Genomic DNA, 17,225 nt, shown 5'->3' with positions numbered 1-17,225 from the left:
GTCGTCAACTTCGTCGGCGGCCTGATCTTCGTGCCGATCTTCAGCGCGCTCGCCTTGCTGGTGCCGGACGGGGTGACGACGGGGGTGGCGGGCCAGCAGACCTGGATGCAGGTACTGGAAATCATCGTGCTGACCGACCTTGGCGTCTACGCCGCGCACCGCACCTTTCATGCCGTCCCGATCCTCTGGCGCTTCCATGCCATCCATCACAGCGTCGAGGAAATGGACTGCCTCGCCGCCTTCCACGTCCACCCCGTCGACCAGATCGTCACCAAGGCAACGGCGCTGCTGCCGGTGTTCCTGCTCGGCTTCAGCGGCGAGGCCATCGCGCTCTATTCGGTGATTTATATGGGGCACACGATGCTGGTCCATTCCAACACCAAGATCGGCTTCGGGCCGCTGACCTGGCTGATCGCCGGTCCGCAGTTCCATCACTGGCACCATGCCGGCGAGCGAGCCGCCTATGACCGCAACTTCGCCGGCCAACTGGCGCTCATCGACCTGGTGTTTGGCACCTATCGCGTGCCTACAGCCTCAATGCCGGCCAAGTACGGCGTCGACGATCCGATCCCCTCAAACATCTTTGGCCAGATCGGTTATCCCCTGGTGCCGCGCAAGGCGGTCACGACCGGGGATAGACCGCGGTCGGAACCGTGAAGCTTGCGCTACGGTTAGATGATTGCGCACTCCTAATTTAGACGATGCTTGCACTCCTGCCGTGACTACGCGATGCTCAGTTGGGGCAATAATGGGGGCGGGTTTTGCGTAGATACCGACATTTCGTGTACGTCGCGCACCGCGGCGGCGCATGATCACAGACCTATTTCTCACTGGCGTCGCCGCTTTTTCTATCCTGATTCCACTCTACGTCATCCTCAAATGACAACCCTGGTCTTGGCTCTTCCGCTCGTGGCGGGAACTTCGAGCGGCAAAACCGAGCTTGCGAGGCCGTTACAGCGCGTTCCTCCCGGTCACCAATGCCAGTCTATCAGACCTCGGTCTCTCTCCCGATCCTACGCGGCCAATGGCTGGCCGATGCGATTTGGCAGGGGGCGGCACCGCGTCGACAATATCGCCGGCTACGACGTCGGCTGCAGCCATGCCTTCGCGCTGACCGCTCGGCTCCTCTATCTTGTCGAGCGGACGGGCCGGTGATTAAATGGATGCGAAAGGAGCGCTCATATGACGGTTCACCTTTCGGCCGATGTACGCGCTCCCGCGGCAACGCCCCCAAAATATCTCTTTGGTCCGCTCGCGGATTTTCTGATGCTTGGCGGCAGCGCATTCCTGATATTGCCGGCGCTGTACTTCGTGCCACTGAGGTACGAAAGTCTGGTGGCGGCGACGATGCTCTTCCTGGCTTATGTGATCAACTATCCGCACTTCGCCCACTCATACCAACTCTTCTACCGCAATTTCGGACGGAAGCTGCGCGGCGACGGCTACGACAGGAACCTCCAGCTCCGCTACATCTTCGCCGGCATCGTCGTTCCCCTGCTCATGGGCGCATTTTTTGCCTACGGCTCGATCACGGCGAACGCCCGGCTGCTGGGAAACGCAACCAACGCGATGTTCTTTTTCGTCGGCTGGCACTACGTCAAGCAAGGCTACGGCATGTTGATGGTGGATGCCGTCCTGAAGCGCAGGTTCTTCACCGATCCGGACAAGAAAATCCTACTGATCAACAGCTATGCCGTCTGGCTGTTCGCATGGCTTCAGACAAACACGGCGGTCAGCCAGGAAAACTACCTGGGGCTGGAATATTATACGTTTGCCACCCCTGCATGGCTCAATGCGATCGCGCTGTCGGCCGCGGCCGCGTCCACGGCCGCCACTGCCGTGATGCTGATCAATCGTTGGGGCAGGAATGGCGGCAGCCTGCCATATAACGGCGTCATCGCCTACGTCGCGTCGCTCTATCTCTGGATTCTGATTGTAAGGACAAATCCACTCTGGCTGCTCGTGGTGCCGGCGCTCCATTCCTTGCAGTACCTGGCGGTGGTCTGGCGCTACCAGAGCAATGTCGAGCGTGACGGGCGCGATGCAGAGAAAGTTCCGCCGCCCGGAATCCTGTCCATTCTTGGTCCGGCCTACAGGGTGCGGCTTCTGGAGTTCATCAGTGCTGGCCTCCTCCTCGGCGGTCTGGGTTTCTGGCTGATTCCGACCGCGCTGACGGCCCTTATCCCCTATGACCAGGAGGTGCTGGGATCGTCGCTGTTCTTCTTCATCGTGTTGATTTTCATCAACGTGCACCACTATTTCCTGGACAATGTGATGTGGCGCCGCGGCAATCCTGAGGTCTCGAAATATCTGTTCCGATAGAGCTTTTTGCGGCCACGCGGAATCGCTCGGCCTGACGCGGAAATGAACCCGGAATGGGATTTACTTCCGCCCGATCCAGTCCATTTGCTTCGGAATTTGGAGGCCTCGCCTCGGAATCGAACCGAGGCTTCCGAGATTTGCAGTCTCTAGCGTAGCCGCTCCGCCACGAGGCCATGCGTGCTTTGGTAACGTGCAGAAGTTTAAAGATTCTTCACGTCTTGGGTAAAAATTTCGGCAACACCCCCGCTGTGGAAAGAGCCTGAAACTGCGGGGCTCGAGGCCAGCAGCGTCGTGGTCAGACTGCGTGTCTAACTGCCGACCAGCGGCACGGTCACCGTCGTCGCGTAATTGATCGGGAAGCCGTCGAAGTATGGGAAGTCTATGACGAAGGCATAGGTGGCGGTCAGATGCGCCATGCGAAAGCCGCCGCTCGCCGGATCGATGGCGATCGTGACGTTGACATCGTGCAGGCCCAGGGCCTGCAATTTCTGCGTCGCGATCGACTGGAGGGCAGTTTGGGACAACGTGTTGTTAAGTTGCAGGGACCGTGCGGACGCCTCCAGCGTGTAGCGAACGCTGGAGGCCGAATTCATCGACCAGCCGAAGGCGAAGATTCCGAATAGCAGCATGATAAGGAACGGTGCGATGAGCGCGAATTCGAGCGCGGCTCCGCCCGATCGATCGGCCTTGAAGCCTCCCGCATTACCGAACACGGATCAGCTCCTGCTGGCCGATCGTGCTGGGGGCGGAAAAGACGCCGAAGGTGAAGGGAGGTGTCCATGTCGCCGATGCGTCGATCTGGACAAAGACCGACGGTGCCTTCGGCCCGCTGCACAAGGTCGAAGCGTCGACCACGGTCGTTCCGCATTTGTAGATCCGGCTCAGCGTGACCTGACCGTCGTCCGGCATCCTCTCCCAGTTCGCCAGTGCTGCGGCCTGCGTCGCGCTGTCGTCGGCCGAGCCCGCCAAGAGCATGTTCGCTGCCGTCTTCACGCTGGCGCGCATCGACAGCGAACTCGTGACGTATGACCAGCCGTCGGCTATGCCGAGCAGTACCAGACACAGGATGGGCAAGACCATCGCGAACTCAACCGCGGCAGTGCCCGCGTCTTCGCGAATGGCTGGAATCAATCGATAGGCCCCGGGCTTCATTCGACAATCGCGACTGACGCCGCCGCCGGGAGGTCCTTCATTCCCAGACTCGAGCAGTCCTGATTGATCGTGGAATTGCCGGACCACTGGATAGTGTCGGCGACAACCTGCGTGCAGCCATTCTTGCCTGAGAAGTTGCCCAGGTAGTTGACTTGCTGCTTGGAGAAATAGATGGCGCCTGTCAGCAAGGAATCTGCAGTACCGTTGAAGGTGCTCTGCGCCGCCATGCCTGTCCTGTCACCGTAGAACAGCATACCGGAATAGGTGCCCGACTGAGGCGCGCTGAGCGTCACGGTCGCATTCCCGTTCATGCTGACGGTGCTGCTGCCCGCCATGAAGATGGTGACGCCGCTGCCCGTGACGACCGCTCCCGCGTTGATCTTCAAATTCCCCTGAACGACATAGACGCCGGGCGAAAGCGTAACATTTCCGGAGAGGTCCATGCCACTGCAATAAGTCCCGGGCTGGATTGTTTGCGTCGTCTTATTATTTTTGAGAGTCTGGCATGGGTTGCTGGCGGTAGGCGCTGGCACGCTGGCGAACGGATCGGGTATGGGCAAGGCCTGGGTGATCGGCGCCTTGCAGATCGTGGTCACCGGATTGTTCAGCACGACGCCGCCCGCCGAGATCAGGCAGTCGGCCTGGAGAGCCGCCGATCCCTGCACCTTAATGGCGTCTTGGGCGATCGAATTCGTCATGATGACGCAGCCGGTGAGCTTCATGCTGGCGCTGCCGGAGACGAGCACCGACTGCGAGGCCGAGGGATCGAGCGCCCGGAGGCAGGCCTTGGATGCGTCAGTGATGAGCGCCACCGCCCTCGCCTGTTCTGGAACCTGACTCTGGGTGAAGATCAGGGTGAACATACGATTGAGCTTTTGGCCGACGATAACTTCAACCGCTTTCTTGGCCGTGTTCGGCCCGGATGCCGGCGGTGTATTGACGACGATCGTGCCGGCGCCAAGACCATTCGTTGCCGCAGACTGGGTCGCGGCAGCGACGATCGTCGGCGTATCCGAACCCGAGATCTGCTCCAGTGCGCCGGCATAGGCCGCGGCATCCGCCGTGGCCTGCAGTCTCAAGCTGTTATAGTACCAGTAGGAGGTTTCCACGCCAAAACCCGCCGCACCGACAACGATCGGCAAGGTGAGGGCAAAGATGGTGGCGACATTCGCCGCTCTGCTGCCGCGCATGCTGGCCGCCATGAGCCGGATTCGGGTGAAGCAGTTGAACGCCATAATCCATTAGAAAACACGCATGTATGAATGAACGCCTAAAAACTTTGGCTCATTTTTGATGAAGGCCGCCATTCTTAATGGGTGCACGCGGCCATCTGGACGAACAGGGGGCCAACGGACGGGGCGCCGGCTGTTTACCGTTCCCTGACGAAACGACCACGCCGCGCTGCATGGGGGAGCCGGTATGGGGACAGGATCAAGCGGCCCGGCTTAGGACCTATCACCGCGAACTGGGATCAGCGCCGTCTGGCCCCAACAACATGCGACGGCACCGGCAGTGGCCGACTCGAAGGATGAGCCAAGAAAACTCGAACCAGTAGCGCGATCTTTGGGATGATATCTGCTTCAGGCGGAAAGAACTGGAGCTGGCTCAGCAACCGACCCAGCCAACAGTTCTCTTTGTACGGCAACGAAAAACCTGCGTACTTCGTCACTGGCCGCCGTTCTGTCCCTGCCCGTCCCGACAACGAGATCGAGCAACTCCGCCGCTTTTGCCTTCCAGAACGAGGTGGCGGTCTCGCCATGCAGATTGCCGAGCCTGGCGGCAACTTCCCTGACCAAGAATAACTGACGATCGATCGGGAACGCACGGACTTTTTCTGGGGACATCTTCCGAACCATGAAACTGACGCAACGAATCAACCATTGCCGAACAAGCAATGGCTAACCGCGAAAGTGGAAACGGAAGCTTAACGGCGCCGGCCAATGCATTCCCCGCACGCGAATTGTCATACGCACTCGAAGCTGAACTGGTTTACGCCATTCGGCGCGGCTCTCAAGCCTGCAGTGCTCGCGCCTCACCGCCGCGCTTGCGTGGCGCCATCATGTCGCCCGCCATAAGTCCGGTGACGCGGCAGAACGCCATGAACGCCCGGCAGGCGTCTTCGGTCTTGACCACATCGACGGTCGCGCCAAAACAGGCATTGAAGGCTTTCTGATACACGGGCCCCTGCCGGCGTGCCGGCCAGTCCTGCAGAAAATCGAGCGCCTGCTCGACGCCGTAGATTTCCTCGACGGGCAAGCCGGGACCTGGTGCAATGCGCACCGGCACCTCGAATTGCAATCTGTCCATCCGACATCTCCCGAACCGGCATCGCCCAAGCAACGCCGCTCGTCGTAAAAAGTTGCTCGCCATCTTATGTCGTGAGAATGTGTCGCCACTGCGGAAGCGGACGATTTGCCGCAGTCAACCGCGACCGTTTGCTGCGGCAAGGACCAGCAGACGCCCGTGAACTTTCGAACACGGACGTCTTGAGCCCTCGGTCACTGGTTGGCCGGATCGGTCTCCGCGTCGAAGGCCATCTGCGCCACCGTCAGCAGAACGTAGGCTGACGGCAAGGCGAACAGGGCGCCGAGGACGAGCGCTCCGGTTCTCGACAAATAGAGCGTCTCGGCGATCGCCCAATAAACGGTTCCGATACCGATGAGCGCCTGGACGGAAAGAAATGAAGCAGCCGAGGCCGCGCGTGACAGGCTTTTGAATGTCTTGATACGCTGTTGCATTGCAATGATCCGAAAATGACGCGCCGCGCCACCAATGCGCGGCTCTCGGCCGCCGCACGGGTTGCGACGCGAATGGCTTGGAATGGAGGTGAACGTGCGGTCCCGGACCGCTCAGGCTCGCGTGGAGGGAGGCGCACGCGGCTGGTTGGTCCTGACACGGGGCGCGCAGACCGGCCCATGGCCGGCGACAAACATCTCCGGCGACGTCGGGGCGGGGCGACGGAAGACAGCCTGCGGAACCGGGAGGGCCGGATGGCCGCCGGCGAACTTCGCAAGCACCGGCCGGGCGCCGCGAACCTCCAGCGCCTGGGCCTTGTTGGCGACACGCAGCAGCGCTGCGACCTCACCCGACCGTTCGAGGCCAACGCTGGCACCGCCTTGCGCGGCATCCCAGGAAATGGGCGTGTCCGGCCGGCCGAGACACAGCATCGCCAGCAGCACCAAGCCCATCAGACATGAGCAGGCTGCCGTCAGTGGCGATTCAAGGGACTTGATGCGCCGGACCGCCGGGAACGGATGCGACCTCCAAAACATCACCCCGCCTAACGCACGATGGCCACAATGGAAAGCGAACGCCATGCAAAACCGGGAAAAGGATCGCCTCGGCATGCGAATATCCCGGCGCTGGAGCTGCATCAGGCAGTTCTTCCTTGAACCTTTCGCCCCCAAGTGCCAAATCTGGTGACATCTTAGCGCCAGCACTCCTGCGGCGCGCCACCTTCTATACGGACAAAATGGTCACCTATCTCGACGCCGCCACGGCACCGCTCAGAAACACCGGCCAGATCCGCCTTTATGGCGAGGAAGGCTTTGCCGGCATGCGCAAGGCATGCGACCTCACCGCGCGCTGCCTTGACGAACTGGTGCCGATGGTCGGCCCCAGCGTCACCACCGACACGATCGACCGTTTCGTCTTCGAGTTCGGCATGGACCACGGCGCACTGCCGGCCACGCTCAACTATCGCGGCTATACGAAATCGTCCTGCACCTCGATCAACCACGTCGTCTGTCACGGCATTCCCGACAACAAGCCGCTGAAGGATGGCGATATCGTTAACATCGACGTGACCTACATCCTCGATGGCTGGCACGGCGATTCCTCGCGCATGTATCCGGTCGGCACGATCAAGCGGGCGGCCGAACGCCTTCTCGAGGTCACCCACGAATGCCTGATGCGCGGCATCGCCGCCGTCAGGCCAGGCGCGCGCACCGGCGCCATCGGCGCCGCCATCCAGACTTATGCCGAAGCCGAGCGCTGCTCGGTGGTGCGCGATTTCTGCGGCCACGGAGTCGGCCAGCTGTTCCACGACGCCCCCAACATTCTGCACTACGGCAATGCCAATGAAGGCGTGGAAATGCGCCCCGGCATGATCTTCACCATCGAGCCGATGATCAACCTCGGCCGGCCGCATGTGAAGGTGCTGTCGGATGGCTGGACAGCGGTGACACGCGACCGCTCGCTGTCGGCGCAATACGAGCACACTGTCGGCGTAACCGACACCGGCTGCGAGATCTTCACGCTGTCGCCCAAAAAGCTCGACCGCCCCGGCTTGCCCGCCTAGGAGGCCGTCCTCTCTATCGTCTGGTTGTTTTCGCGCCTATTTCCAGTGTTTGCGTGGCCGCCGGTCTTCGTCCTCGTCCTGGTCTCGGAACCAGCGCATTATTTCGCGGCAACTACGCGGACGGCCATCGCTGACCCTGCCATCGGTGCATGGATCGAAGCGTTCGCGCGGGTATTAGTCGTGCCTTTCCCGATAACGCTCGCGGCGATCCAGCATGCGCAGGATCTCCCGGCTTGCGCGCCCCCCATTGCCGCAACATTGCGCGAAAGTTGAAGACTACTCATTCCTTGCCGCCGACTGGGGAGCAATTCCGGCTGCTCGACGGCTGTGGGCTGATTGACAGCGTTGAAAAGACAAAAGACCTCGACCGCCCCTGTCCGCCGTCCTAGTATTTCGTGGGGATCAGCGATCATTGCTCAGCTGCGGGCTGGATATGGGCGGCACATGGCGACACAAGGCGACGACGATGAGCGGAGTTTCTTCTCCGAGGTGCCGGTGCGGTCGGCGGCGAGAGCCAAGGCGGCAGCCGATGAAAAGCCGCATTATCTCGGCCATCGCGATCGTCTGCGCGAGCGCTTTGCGTCGGCCGGTCCGGATGCCTTGCCCGACTATGAGCTTCTGGAACTCCTGCTCTTCCGCCTGATCCCGCGCGCCGACACCAAACCGGTGGCCAAGGCGCTGCTCGCCCGCTTCGGCACCTTGGCCGAGGTGCTCGGCGCGCCCGTCGGCCTGTTGCAGGAGGTCAAGGGCATCGGCCCGGCCGTGGCGCTCGAACTGAAGGTCGTCGCGGCGACCGCCCAGCGCATGGCGCGCGGCGAGATCCACGGCCGCGAAGTCCTGGCCTCATGGCAGCAGCTTCTCGACTATTGCCGCTCGGCCATGGCGTTCGAGGCGCGCGAGCAATTCCGCATCCTGTTCCTCGACAAGAAGAACGCGCTGATATCAGACGAAGTGCAGCAGACCGGCACGGTCGACCACACGCCCGTCTATCCCAGGGAAGTGGTCAAGCGCGCGCTCGAACTGTCCGCCACGGCGATCATCCTGGTCCACAACCACCCTTCCGGCGATCCGACGCCGTCACGCGCCGATATCGAGATGACGAAAGAGATCATCGAAGCGGCCAAGCGGCTGGGCATCTCAGTCCACGACCACATCATCATCGGGCGAAAAGGCTATTCCAGCATGAAGGGCCTGCTGCTGATCTAGACGGCGGGACTGGCGCCAGGCCAAGGGCAAGAGCCGGGATTTTTCAATCAACATAGTCGGCTCTAGAATTGCGACCCCAAAATAAGCTATAATGGGCCAGGTATTTCCCTGGACGGCTTCGCGCCTCTTGGAATGCCTGGAGGAACGGGACATGGCCGTAGCGCTTGTACTCGTTTTGATCGTCGTGGGCTCAGTGTTGTTTCACCTGCTGAGCCCATGGTGGTGGACGCCGATTGCCTCGAACTGGGCCTATATCGACAATACCATCATCATCACCTTCTGGATCACCGGCATCGTGTTCGCCGCAGTGGTTCTATTCATGGCCTATTGCGTCTTCCGTTTCCGTCATCGGGAAGGCAACCGGGCTGCCTACGAACCTGAAAACAAGCGGCTCGAATCGTGGCTGACGATCGTCACCGCGGTCGGGGTCACTGCGTTGCTGGTTCCCGGCCTGTTCGTCTGGAGCCGGTTTGTCAACGTCCCAAGCGACGCAACCGACGTCGAAGTCGTCGGCCAGCAGTGGCAGTGGAGTTTCCGTCTGCCCGGCAAGGACGGCAAGCTTGGCACATCCGACACCCGCGACGTCTCCGCCGACAATCCACTGGGCGTGATCGGCGGCGATCCCAATGGTCAGGACGATGTCGTGGTCGAAGCGGCCGATCTGCATCTGCCGGTCGGCAAGCCGGTCAAGATGCTGCTCCGCTCCATCGACGTGCTTCATGATTTCTATATCCCGGAATTCCGCGCCAAGATGGACATGATCCCGGGCTCGGTCACCTATTTCTGGTTCACTCCGACCAGGACCGGGACCTTTCAGGTCTTGTGCGCCGAACTCTGCGGCCAAGGGCATCCCTTGATGCATGGCGTGGTCGTGGTCGACACGCAGCAGGACTACGTGGCCTGGCTTGGCCAGCAGCAGACTTTCGCGCAGTTGTCGGCGCCGCAGCAAACCGGTTCGGTAGAGCAGGCGCCGGGCAAGACGACGGGTTTGAAAATTGCAGCAAAGCTCGAAACGGCCGGAGCTCGCTGAGAAGGACCGGAGGTGTTCCTATGGTCGACATCACCCCTGCGGACGGCATCCCGCCCGCCGAAGTCGCGGAAGTGGAACTCTATCATCCGCGCAGCTGGTGGACGAAATACGTTTTCTCGCAGGACGCCAAGGTCATCGCGATCCAGTATTCGGCGACAGCAACGGGCATCGGTCTGGTCGCCCTGGTGCTGTCCTGGCTGATGCGGCTGCAGCTCGGCTTCCCCGGCACGTTCGACTTCATCACTCCGGAGGCCTACTACCAGTTCATCACCATGCACGGCATGATCATGGTGATCTACCTGCTTACCGCCCTCTTCCTCGGCGGCTTTGGCAACTACCTGATCCCGTTGATGGTCGGCGCCCGCGACATGGTCTTTCCCTATGTCAACATGCTGAGCTACTGGATCTACCTGCTCGCCGTGCTGGTTCTGGTGTCGGGCTTCTTTGCGCCCGGCGGACCGACGGGGGCCGGCTGGACGCTGTACCCGCCACAAGCCATTTTGAGCGGCACACCGGGTGGCCAGGGCTGGGGCATCATCCTGATGCTCTCGTCGCTGATCCTGTTCATCATCGGCTTCACGATGGGTGGCCTGAACTATGTGGTGACGGTGCTGCAGGGCCGCACGCGCGGAATGACGATGATGCGCCTGCCGCTGACCGTCTGGGGCATCTTCACCGCGACCGTCATGGCGCTGCTTGCCTTTCCGGCGCTGTTCGTCGCCAGCGTGATGATGCTGCTCGACCGCGCGCTCGGCACCAGCTTCTTCATGCCGGCGATCTCCGAGATGGGCGAGCAATTGCCGCACAATGGCGGCAGCCCGATCCTGTTCCAGCACCTGTTCTGGTTCTTCGGCCATCCCGAGGTCTACATCGTGGCGCTGCCGGCCTTCGGCATCGTATCCGACCTGATCAGCACCCATGCCCGCAAGAACATCTTCGGCTACCGGATGATGGTCTGGGCCATCGTCGGCATCGGCGCGCTGAGCTTCGTGGTCTGGGCACACCACATGTATGTCAGCGGCATGCACCCCTATTTTGGGTTCTTCTTCGCCACCACGACACTGATCATCGCCATTCCGACGGCCATCAAGGTCTACAATTGGGTGCTGACACTGTGGCGCGGTGACATCCATCTCACCATACCGATGCTGTTTGCCCTGGCCTTCATCGTCACCTTCGTCAACGGCGGGCTGACCGGGCTGTTTCTCGGCAATGTCGTCGTCGATGTCCCGCTGTCCGACACCATGTTCGTCGTTGCCCACTTCCATATGGTCATGGGTGTCGCCCCGATCCTCGTGGTTTTTGGCGCGATCTACCATTGGTACCCGAAGGTCACCGGCCGGATGCTCAACGAGATGCTGGGCCGGTTCCATTTCTGGGTCACCTTCCTCGGCGCCTACCTGATCTTCTTTCCGATGCACTATCTCGGCCTGATGGGCGTGCCGCGGCGCTATGCCGAACTGACCGACATGACGATCATGACGGAGTCGGCCCACCACCTGAACTCGTTCATCAGCATCATGGCGTTCATCGTCGGCTTTGCCCAAATGGTGTTCCTGTTCAATCTGATCTGGAGCATCCGCCATGGCCGCGAGGCCGGCGGCAATCCGTGGCGGGCCACGACCCTCGAATGGCAGACGCCGCATACACCGCCGGCCCACGGCAATTTCGGCAAGGATCTGCCGATCGTCTACCGCTGGGCCTATGACTACAGCGTACCGGGTGCAAAGGAGGACTTCATCCCGCAGAACATGCCGGGCTCCTTCGGCCACTCGAGGGAACCGGCATGAGCGTCATCCTGGTCTTCCTGCTCGTCATTGCCGGTTTTGCCGGATGGTGGCTTTCACACCAGAGGCTGATGGGCAAGCCATGGCTCGAGCAAGGCCTGGCCAGCGATTTTGTCGCCTTCGACAGGTCGGCGCTGCCCACCGCCAAGATCGGCCTCGGCGTCTTCCTCGCCGTTGTCGGCTGCCTGTTCGCGCTCTTCACCAGCGCCTATTTCATGCGGATGACGGTGTCGGACTGGCAGCCGCTGCCGCTGCCGCAGCTGCTCTGGTTCAACACCGGCGTGCTGATCCTGAGCAGCGTAGCCCTGCAATGCGCCTCGGTGGCGGCGCGCAGGGGCCAAGTCGACATGGTCAGGCTCGGTCTTGTCACCGCCGGGCTCACGGCGCTCGCCTTCCTGATCGGACAGCTCATGGCATGGCGGCAACTGACCGACGACGGCTATCTCCTGAGCTCCAATCCGGCCAACAGCTTTTTCTACCTGATCACCGGCATGCATGGCCTGCACATATTGGGCGGGCTTGTGGGCCTCGGCAGAACCACCGCCGGCGCCTGGAATGGAGCGCGGCCGGAGCGGCTTCGCCTCAGCGTCGAACTGTGCGCCATGTACTGGCATTTCCTGCTCTTCGTCTGGCTCGCCATCTTCGCGCTGCTGGCCGGCTGGGCCGCGACATTCGTCGACATTTGCCAACGATTGCTGACCTGAGAGGATCAAGCGGATGGCAGAGACACTGACACATATCGGCCAGACGGAACCACGGCCCACGGGCTGGCAAGGCATTGCCGCCGACTGGTCCTCAGATCAGCGTGCGTTCAAGAACGTGTCCTGGGGCAAGGCCATGATGTGGATCTTCCTGCTCAGCGACACCTTCATCTTCGGCTGCTTCCTGCTCTCCTACATGACCGCGCGCATTTCGACGCGTGTGCCGTGGCCCAATCCGAGTGAGGTTTTTGCGCTTCGCATCGGTGGCTCCGATATCCCGCTGATCCTTATTGCCATCATGACCTTCGTGCTGATCTCAAGCAGCGGAACGATGGCCATGGCGGTCAATTTCGGCTATCGCCGCGACCGCCGCAAGACGGCGATCCTCATGCTTGTAACCGCGGCACTCGGCGCGACCTTCGTCGGCATGCAAGCCTTCGAATGGACCAAGCTTATCACCGAAGGGGTGCGGCCCTGGGGCAATCCCTGGGGCGCCGCGCAATTCGGCTCATGCTTCTTCATGATCACCGGTTTCCACGGGATCCATGTGACGATCGGGGTGATCTTCCTGATCATCGTGGCCCGCAAGGTCTGGCGTGGAGACTACGACACCGGCCGGCGCGGATTCTTCACCAGCCGCACGGGCCGCTACGAGAATGTCGAGATCATGGGGCTGTACTGGCACTTCGTCGATCTGGTCTGGGTGTTCATCTTCGCATTCTTCTATCTTTGGTGAGAGGCAGATATGGCTGAAGCAACCGCAAACGGCCTGGGGCAACACGCACTTCACACTGGCCATGCACATGAAGCGCCGGCGGCCATCGTACATGCCGACTTGCATCAGGAACATCCGATCAAGCTCTATCTGGTGGTCTGGGCATGGCTGTTCATCCTCAGCACCTGCTCCTACCTGGTCGATTATTTCGGCCTTCACGGCTATCTCAGATGGTCGCTGATCCTGATCTTCATGATCCTCAAGGCAGGGCTGATCGTCGCTGTCTTCATGCACATGGCCTGGGAACGGCTGGCGCTGGCCTATGCGATCATTCTGCCGCCGATACTGGTGCTGGTGTTCGTGACCATGATGGTCTTTGAGGCCGACTACACGCTTTTCACCCGGCTGTCGTTTTTCGGAGCCGGCCCCTGACGCGCACACCGGATTTGCCCTTGGCATTTCCGGGCAGAACCCACGGATCTCGCATGCGTGCAGCCCTCTTGCCGGCGCCTTGAAACTATCGGCCGCTGGTCCAGTTTTCCTAAAAATGGACTCAGGTTTGCCGTGCTGATCTTCGGTTCGGAAAGAACTTGCTCAAACAAGGGAGGCCAGGATGACGATCGCAAACAAATTGAAGGACTTCATCGACGGCAAGGGAATTTCCTACGACACCGTCGCTCACCATCGCACGTCGACAAGCCGGCAGGCGGCACTAGCCGCGCATGTGCCCGGCAGCATCATGGCGAAATCCGTGGTCGTTCACCACGAGCTTGGCTATACGCTGGCCGTGGTTCCGAGCACCCACAGGATCGAACTTGGCAGGTTGCAAGACGTCATGGACAAGCGTCTTGGCCTTGCTTCCGAAGACGAGGTGATTTTGCTCTTCGATGATTGCGACACTGGCGCCATCCCGCCGATCGGCGCCGCCTACGATGTGCCGGTGATCGTCGATGAAAGCCTTGGCGACGCCGCCGACGTCTACTTCGAAGGCGGCGACCATCGAACGCTGGTGCATGTCAGCGGCAAGGATTTCCGCAATCTGACCATGGGCGCATACCAGGGCCGCTTCAGTCACCCGGCTTCCTGACGGCTTCGATCCGCCCTGCACCGGCACCTCGCCGATGCAGGGAGGCGCAAGGTCCTCAACTCGCCGACCCGGCTGGCGGCTCCACGACCTTGCGGTAGACATGCCAGGTGGCGTGACCGAGGATCGGCAACACGACGGCCAGCCCGACGAACACCGGCAGCGACCCGATGATCAGGGCGACGGCGACAATCAGTCCCCAGACAGCCATGGTGATCGGGTTCGCCAGCACCGCACGCACCGAGGTGTGAATGGCTTCGTAGGCGCCGACGTCGCGATCGAGCAGCAATGGGAAGGCGACAACCGTTGTGCACAAAACCACCACTGCGAAGACGAAGCCTATGGCATGCCCCAGGACAATCAGCGACCAGCCGCGTCCGGTGGCGAATATCTCATTGATGAAGCTGGATATCGATTCCGGCGGAGCCGGACCGAAGAGATATTCGTAGAAGAGTTTCGCCGTCAAAAGCCAGGTGATGAAGATTGCCAGAAGCATGATCCCGACCGCCGCGATGGCGGGGAGCGCCGGAGAATTTCTGACTTCGAATGCGTGCCGCCAGGAAGTGTCGAGCCCGGCTTCCCGTCTGCGGCTAATTTCATAGAGGCCTATCGCCGCGAACGGGCCAACCAGCGCGAAACCCGAGACCAGTGGAAACAACAACGGCAAAGCATTGGCGCCGGAAGTCCAGGCGGCGAGCACGACTCCCACCAGCGGATAGATCAGGCAGAGAAAAACGATGTGCGATGGTTTGACCATGAAATCGTCGACGCCCCGCTTGAGCGCGTCGAAAAGGTCGGAAACACCGATTTTTCGAATTCCGATATGTTCCAGCGTCTCGCTGGAACCTGCAATCACGTGAAAGCTTGCCATGACCGTTCCTCCAGACCTGGTCCGGTAAGGTCGCGGTTTCGTGGTGCTGCCGTTCTGTGTGACTGGCCACGCAAAACCGCGACCTGCACCGCAAACAACATACTCTCTTGCCGGAGACTTGTCGCGCTTTGTCAGAGGGAGACCCGCCGGTCTGGCTAGCTCCGGCGGGGTTTTTTCGATATTCTGGTACAGCGCCGCGCGCCCTTTTTAGACACGCGAAGGGCGCCGTACCACGTTGATTGACGCATGGTTCCTGCTGAAGATCGATTTCGATTTTCAGGCTCATGCGCCGGGTCAAAGGTGAAGGTCATGGACGGAAGGACGCTTCTCATACTCGGCCTTGGCATAGTCGCTTTGCTGATCCTGGGATTTTGGGCAATACCATCTTGATCTCGGAGCCGATCCTGGTCTGCTCGCAGGGTCTTCAACGCAACAATTGCGGACTGGCGGTGTCGAGCCGGCGGGTGTGGCGACAACGGCGTCAACCTCCGGCTGACATGAACGCCCGTGTTGCGACGGTGTCGGCAAGCAGTGTGGCAAAGATCGCGAAAAGATAGAAAATCGAGAAGGCAAACAACGCTTTCGCAGGCTTCGTGTCCTTGTCTGCAACGACCAGAACCTTCCAGGCGTGCCAGATGAAACCCGTGCCCAATGCAGCCGACGCAATCCCATACAACGCGCTCGCGAATCCGAGCATCCAGGGCAGCACGCCGATCGGCGCCAAGAGCAGCGAATAGGCGAATATCTGTCTTCTGGTCGAGGCCTGGCCGGCCACGTTCGGCATCATCGGAATGCCGGCAGCCGCGTAGTCGCCGACCTTGAACAGCGCCAGTGCCCAGAAATGCGGCGGCGTCCACAGGAAGATGATCAGAAACAGGATCAAGCTCTCAATGCCGATGGCGCCAGTCGCGGCCGCCCAGCCAATGACCGGAGGAAGGGCACCCGACGCGCCGCCGATGACGATGTTCTGCGGCGTCGAGCGCTTCAGCCACATCGTATAGATGACGATGTAGAAGAAGATGGTGAAGGCCAGCAGCAGCGCGGCAAGCCACCCCACCAGCACGCCGAGCGTCATGACCGAAAGCGCCGAAAGCACCAGGCCGAAGCCGAGAGCTTCGCCTGGCGTGACGCGGCCCGACGGAACGGGCCGCTTTGATGTGCGAGACATCAGCGCGTCGATGTCGGCGTCGTACCACATGTTGAGGGCCCCGGCCGCCCCTGCCCCGACTGCAATCGCACCGATTGCAATCACGGCAATGACCGGATTCATCGCGCCGGGCGCCACCATCAGGCCGACGAAAGCGGTGAATACGGCCAGCGCCATCACTCGCGGCTTCAAGAGCGCGAAGAAGTCGCCCGCTGTCGCTTCCGAGAGGCGGATGCCGGTATCCTTGAGGCGGCCTTCCTGGGTCGACATATCAGCCGGTGAAAGAACAGGGTTACGGAGAGAATTGTTTCAGATAGGCAATGACGTTGGCCACGTCCGCATCGGTCTTGAGGCCGGGAAACGTCATCTTGGTCCCCTTGACCATGGCCTTGGGGTCATGAAGGTAGGTCGTCAATGTCGGTTCGTCCCATTTGACGCCGGATTTGCCAGCGGCGATCATGGCATCGGAATATTTGAAATCCGGATGCGTACCGGCGGTGCGGCCGATGACGCCATGCAGCGATGGACCGATCTTGTTCTTGTCCTCGTCCGCGATGTGGCAAACCTTGCATTTGGTGAAGACCTTCTCACCAGCCGCAGCGTCCTGAGCTTGCGATGGATTGGCGATGAAGGTTGCAAGAGAGGCGACGGCGAAAAACGCGATCAAGCGCATGGCATTTCCTCCTGATCGTCAAATGTCCCTGAGACGATCTGCGCGCATGTCGGTACCATGCGCCTTGCACGGGAGAACAGATTATCCGCTTCTCCCCATATGGAATTGCGGCATCTATATACCACAGAATCTGGCTGGCAGGTAGAAGAGGTCGACCGTACGAAGGTTTGATGCATGTCGCCCAAAATTGATTACGGTTTCGGGAACAACGACATGCATGGAAGCAAAGGCCAAAAG

At 60.8% G+C, this 17,225-nt stretch carries 20 protein-coding genes and 1 tRNA gene; 10 read left to right on the top strand and 11 right to left on the bottom strand.

Features of this window, described 5'->3' with window-relative positions; translation table 11 throughout:
* Together EOA36_RS08260 and EOA36_RS08255 are read left to right on the top strand one after the other, a co-directional pair.
* Positions 1 to 657: sterol desaturase family protein (locus EOA36_RS08260; RefSeq protein WP_145969127.1), on the top strand; the 657-nt coding region annotated here is incomplete at its 5' end.
* A gap of 525 nt (positions 658 to 1,182) precedes the next feature.
* Entirely contained in the window at positions 1,183 to 2,322 is a 1,140-nt protein-coding gene (locus tag EOA36_RS08255) for a hypothetical protein (RefSeq protein ID WP_127276696.1), read from the top strand.
* Positions 2,323 to 2,419: 97 nt separating this feature from the next.
* On the opposite strand, the gene EOA36_RS08250 is transcribed toward EOA36_RS08255, so the two are convergent.
* The 8 genes from EOA36_RS08250 to EOA36_RS08215 form a co-directional block, all read right to left on the bottom strand.
* Positions 2,420 to 2,495, bottom strand: a tRNA-Cys gene (locus tag EOA36_RS08250).
* A gap of 135 nt (positions 2,496 to 2,630) precedes the next feature.
* Positions 2,631 to 3,035 carry a TadE/TadG family type IV pilus assembly protein gene (locus EOA36_RS08245; protein ID WP_127276694.1) on the bottom strand — a complete coding sequence of 135 codons (405 nt, stop codon included), beginning with the start codon at positions 3,033 to 3,035 and terminating at the stop codon, positions 2,631 to 2,633.
* The gene (locus EOA36_RS08240; RefSeq protein WP_127276692.1) at positions 3,025 to 3,474 is read right to left on the bottom strand and encodes a TadE/TadG family type IV pilus assembly protein; all 450 of its coding nucleotides are present in this window, start codon (positions 3,472 to 3,474) and stop codon (positions 3,025 to 3,027) included. Before EOA36_RS08240 ends, EOA36_RS08245 begins: the two co-directional genes overlap by 11 nt.
* On the bottom strand, positions 3,471 to 4,709 hold the full coding sequence (locus EOA36_RS08235; protein ID WP_189553146.1) for a pilus assembly protein TadG-related protein: 1,239 nt from the start codon (positions 4,707 to 4,709) through the stop codon (positions 3,471 to 3,473). Before EOA36_RS08235 ends, EOA36_RS08240 begins: the two co-directional genes overlap by 4 nt.
* Positions 4,710 to 5,054: 345 nt before the next feature.
* Complete coding sequence (locus tag EOA36_RS08230) at positions 5,055 to 5,318, bottom strand: DUF6074 family protein (protein WP_127276698.1); 264 nt, start codon at positions 5,316 to 5,318, stop codon at positions 5,055 to 5,057.
* Positions 5,319 to 5,484: 166 nt separating this feature from the next.
* The gene (locus EOA36_RS08225) at positions 5,485 to 5,781 is read right to left on the bottom strand and encodes a DUF982 domain-containing protein (protein WP_127276690.1); all 297 of its coding nucleotides are present in this window, start codon (positions 5,779 to 5,781) and stop codon (positions 5,485 to 5,487) included.
* Between the two features lie 191 nt (positions 5,782 to 5,972).
* On the bottom strand, positions 5,973 to 6,212 hold the full coding sequence (locus EOA36_RS08220; protein WP_127276688.1) for a hypothetical protein: 240 nt from the start codon (positions 6,210 to 6,212) through the stop codon (positions 5,973 to 5,975).
* Between the two features lie 111 nt (positions 6,213 to 6,323).
* Positions 6,324 to 6,746, bottom strand: coding sequence for a hypothetical protein (locus tag EOA36_RS08215; RefSeq protein WP_127276686.1), 423 nt, complete (start codon positions 6,744 to 6,746; stop codon positions 6,324 to 6,326).
* Positions 6,747 to 6,946: 200 nt separating this feature from the next.
* Between EOA36_RS08215 and map the strand changes: the two genes are divergently transcribed.
* The 8 genes from map (at position 6,947) to EOA36_RS08175 (ending at position 14,300) form a co-directional block, all read left to right on the top strand.
* Positions 6,947 to 7,774: a type I methionyl aminopeptidase gene (gene map / locus EOA36_RS08210; RefSeq protein ID WP_127276684.1), complete on the top strand. Its 828-nt coding sequence runs from the start codon at positions 6,947 to 6,949 to the stop codon at positions 7,772 to 7,774.
* A gap of 444 nt (positions 7,775 to 8,218) precedes the next feature.
* Positions 8,219 to 8,980 (top strand): DNA repair protein RadC, encoded by a 762-nt coding sequence (radC, locus tag EOA36_RS08205; RefSeq protein ID WP_127276682.1) that lies wholly within the window; start codon positions 8,219 to 8,221, stop codon positions 8,978 to 8,980.
* Positions 8,981 to 9,131: 151 nt separating this feature from the next.
* A complete protein-coding gene (locus EOA36_RS08200; RefSeq protein ID WP_127276680.1) occupies positions 9,132 to 10,010 on the top strand; it encodes a cytochrome c oxidase subunit II in 879 nt (292 codons plus the stop codon).
* 20 nt (positions 10,011 to 10,030) lie between these two features.
* Positions 10,031 to 11,800 (top strand): cytochrome c oxidase subunit I, encoded by a 1,770-nt coding sequence (ctaD, locus tag EOA36_RS08195; RefSeq protein WP_127276677.1) that lies wholly within the window; start codon positions 10,031 to 10,033, stop codon positions 11,798 to 11,800.
* Positions 11,797 to 12,501 (top strand): cytochrome c oxidase subunit 3, encoded by a 705-nt coding sequence (locus tag EOA36_RS08190; protein WP_127276675.1) that lies wholly within the window; start codon positions 11,797 to 11,799, stop codon positions 12,499 to 12,501. The genes ctaD and EOA36_RS08190 overlap by 4 nt, the downstream gene beginning before the upstream one ends.
* Before the next feature lie 13 nt (positions 12,502 to 12,514).
* The gene (locus tag EOA36_RS08185; protein WP_127276673.1) at positions 12,515 to 13,234 is read left to right on the top strand and encodes a heme-copper oxidase subunit III family protein; all 720 of its coding nucleotides are present in this window, start codon (positions 12,515 to 12,517) and stop codon (positions 13,232 to 13,234) included.
* Positions 13,235 to 13,243: 9 nt separating this feature from the next.
* On the top strand, positions 13,244 to 13,645 hold the full coding sequence (locus tag EOA36_RS08180; RefSeq protein ID WP_127276671.1) for a cytochrome C oxidase subunit IV family protein: 402 nt from the start codon (positions 13,244 to 13,246) through the stop codon (positions 13,643 to 13,645).
* Positions 13,646 to 13,826: 181 nt separating this feature from the next.
* Positions 13,827 to 14,300, top strand: a complete 474-nt coding sequence (locus tag EOA36_RS08175; RefSeq protein ID WP_127276669.1) for an aminoacyl-tRNA deacylase — start codon at positions 13,827 to 13,829, stop codon at positions 14,298 to 14,300.
* Positions 14,301 to 14,355: 55 nt separating this feature from the next.
* Here the strand turns inward: EOA36_RS08175 and EOA36_RS08170 are convergent, their stop codons facing one another.
* The 3 genes from EOA36_RS08170 to EOA36_RS08160 all read right to left on the bottom strand — a co-directional run bounded on the left by EOA36_RS08170 (position 14,356) and on the right by EOA36_RS08160 (position 16,988).
* Entirely contained in the window at positions 14,356 to 15,168 is an 813-nt protein-coding gene (locus EOA36_RS08170) for a DUF2189 domain-containing protein (RefSeq protein WP_127276667.1), read from the bottom strand.
* A 481-nt stretch (positions 15,169 to 15,649) separates the two neighbouring features.
* A complete protein-coding gene (locus tag EOA36_RS08165; protein ID WP_127276665.1) occupies positions 15,650 to 16,585 on the bottom strand; it encodes a heme o synthase in 936 nt (311 codons plus the stop codon).
* 22 nt (positions 16,586 to 16,607) lie between these two features.
* Positions 16,608 to 16,988 (bottom strand): cytochrome c family protein, encoded by a 381-nt coding sequence (locus EOA36_RS08160; protein WP_127276663.1) that lies wholly within the window; start codon positions 16,986 to 16,988, stop codon positions 16,608 to 16,610.
* Between the last annotated feature and the right edge of the window lie 237 nt (positions 16,989 to 17,225).

Source organism: Mesorhizobium sp. M8A.F.Ca.ET.021.01.1.1, assembly GCF_003998025.1.
GTDB lineage: Bacteria > Pseudomonadota > Alphaproteobacteria > Rhizobiales > Rhizobiaceae > Mesorhizobium.
The sequence above is the reverse complement of the archived record's forward strand: the minus strand, read 5'-3'. Positions and strand labels throughout refer to the sequence as shown.

What these genes read in the sequence shown, in the direction of transcription:
- EOA36_RS08165 (WP_127276665.1), bottom strand. Translation starts at nt 16,585, where the DNA reads ATGTCGACCCAGGAAGGCCGCCTCAAGGATACCGGCATCCGCCTCTCG.
- EOA36_RS08180 (WP_127276671.1), top strand. Translation starts at nt 13,244, where the DNA reads ATGGCTGAAGCAACCGCAAACGGCCTGGGGCAACACGCACTTCACACT.
- EOA36_RS08190 (WP_127276675.1), top strand. Translation starts at nt 11,797, where the DNA reads ATGAGCGTCATCCTGGTCTTCCTGCTCGTCATTGCCGGTTTTGCCGGA.
- radC (WP_127276682.1), top strand. Translation starts at nt 8,219, where the DNA reads ATGGCGACACAAGGCGACGACGATGAGCGGAGTTTCTTCTCCGAGGTG.
- ctaD (WP_127276677.1), top strand. Translation starts at nt 10,031, where the DNA reads ATGGTCGACATCACCCCTGCGGACGGCATCCCGCCCGCCGAAGTCGCG.
- EOA36_RS08215 (WP_127276686.1), bottom strand. Translation starts at nt 6,746, where the DNA reads ATGTTTTGGAGGTCGCATCCGTTCCCGGCGGTCCGGCGCATCAAGTCC.
- EOA36_RS08160 (WP_127276663.1), bottom strand. Translation starts at nt 16,988, where the DNA reads ATGCGCTTGATCGCGTTTTTCGCCGTCGCCTCTCTTGCAACCTTCATC.
- EOA36_RS08200 (WP_127276680.1), top strand. Translation starts at nt 9,132, where the DNA reads ATGGCCGTAGCGCTTGTACTCGTTTTGATCGTCGTGGGCTCAGTGTTG.
- EOA36_RS08235 (WP_189553146.1), bottom strand. Translation starts at nt 4,709, where the DNA reads ATGGCGTTCAACTGCTTCACCCGAATCCGGCTCATGGCGGCCAGCATG.
- EOA36_RS08255 (WP_127276696.1), top strand. Translation starts at nt 1,183, where the DNA reads ATGACGGTTCACCTTTCGGCCGATGTACGCGCTCCCGCGGCAACGCCC.
- EOA36_RS08220 (WP_127276688.1), bottom strand. Translation starts at nt 6,212, where the DNA reads ATGCAACAGCGTATCAAGACATTCAAAAGCCTGTCACGCGCGGCCTCG.
- EOA36_RS08225 (WP_127276690.1), bottom strand. Translation starts at nt 5,781, where the DNA reads ATGGACAGATTGCAATTCGAGGTGCCGGTGCGCATTGCACCAGGTCCC.
- map (WP_127276684.1), top strand. Translation starts at nt 6,947, where the DNA reads ATGGTCACCTATCTCGACGCCGCCACGGCACCGCTCAGAAACACCGGC.
- EOA36_RS08175 (WP_127276669.1), top strand. Translation starts at nt 13,827, where the DNA reads ATGACGATCGCAAACAAATTGAAGGACTTCATCGACGGCAAGGGAATT.
- EOA36_RS08185 (WP_127276673.1), top strand. Translation starts at nt 12,515, where the DNA reads ATGGCAGAGACACTGACACATATCGGCCAGACGGAACCACGGCCCACG.
- EOA36_RS08230 (WP_127276698.1), bottom strand. Translation starts at nt 5,318, where the DNA reads ATGTCCCCAGAAAAAGTCCGTGCGTTCCCGATCGATCGTCAGTTATTC.
- EOA36_RS08170 (WP_127276667.1), bottom strand. Translation starts at nt 15,168, where the DNA reads ATGGCAAGCTTTCACGTGATTGCAGGTTCCAGCGAGACGCTGGAACAT.
- EOA36_RS08240 (WP_127276692.1), bottom strand. Translation starts at nt 3,474, where the DNA reads ATGAAGCCCGGGGCCTATCGATTGATTCCAGCCATTCGCGAAGACGCG.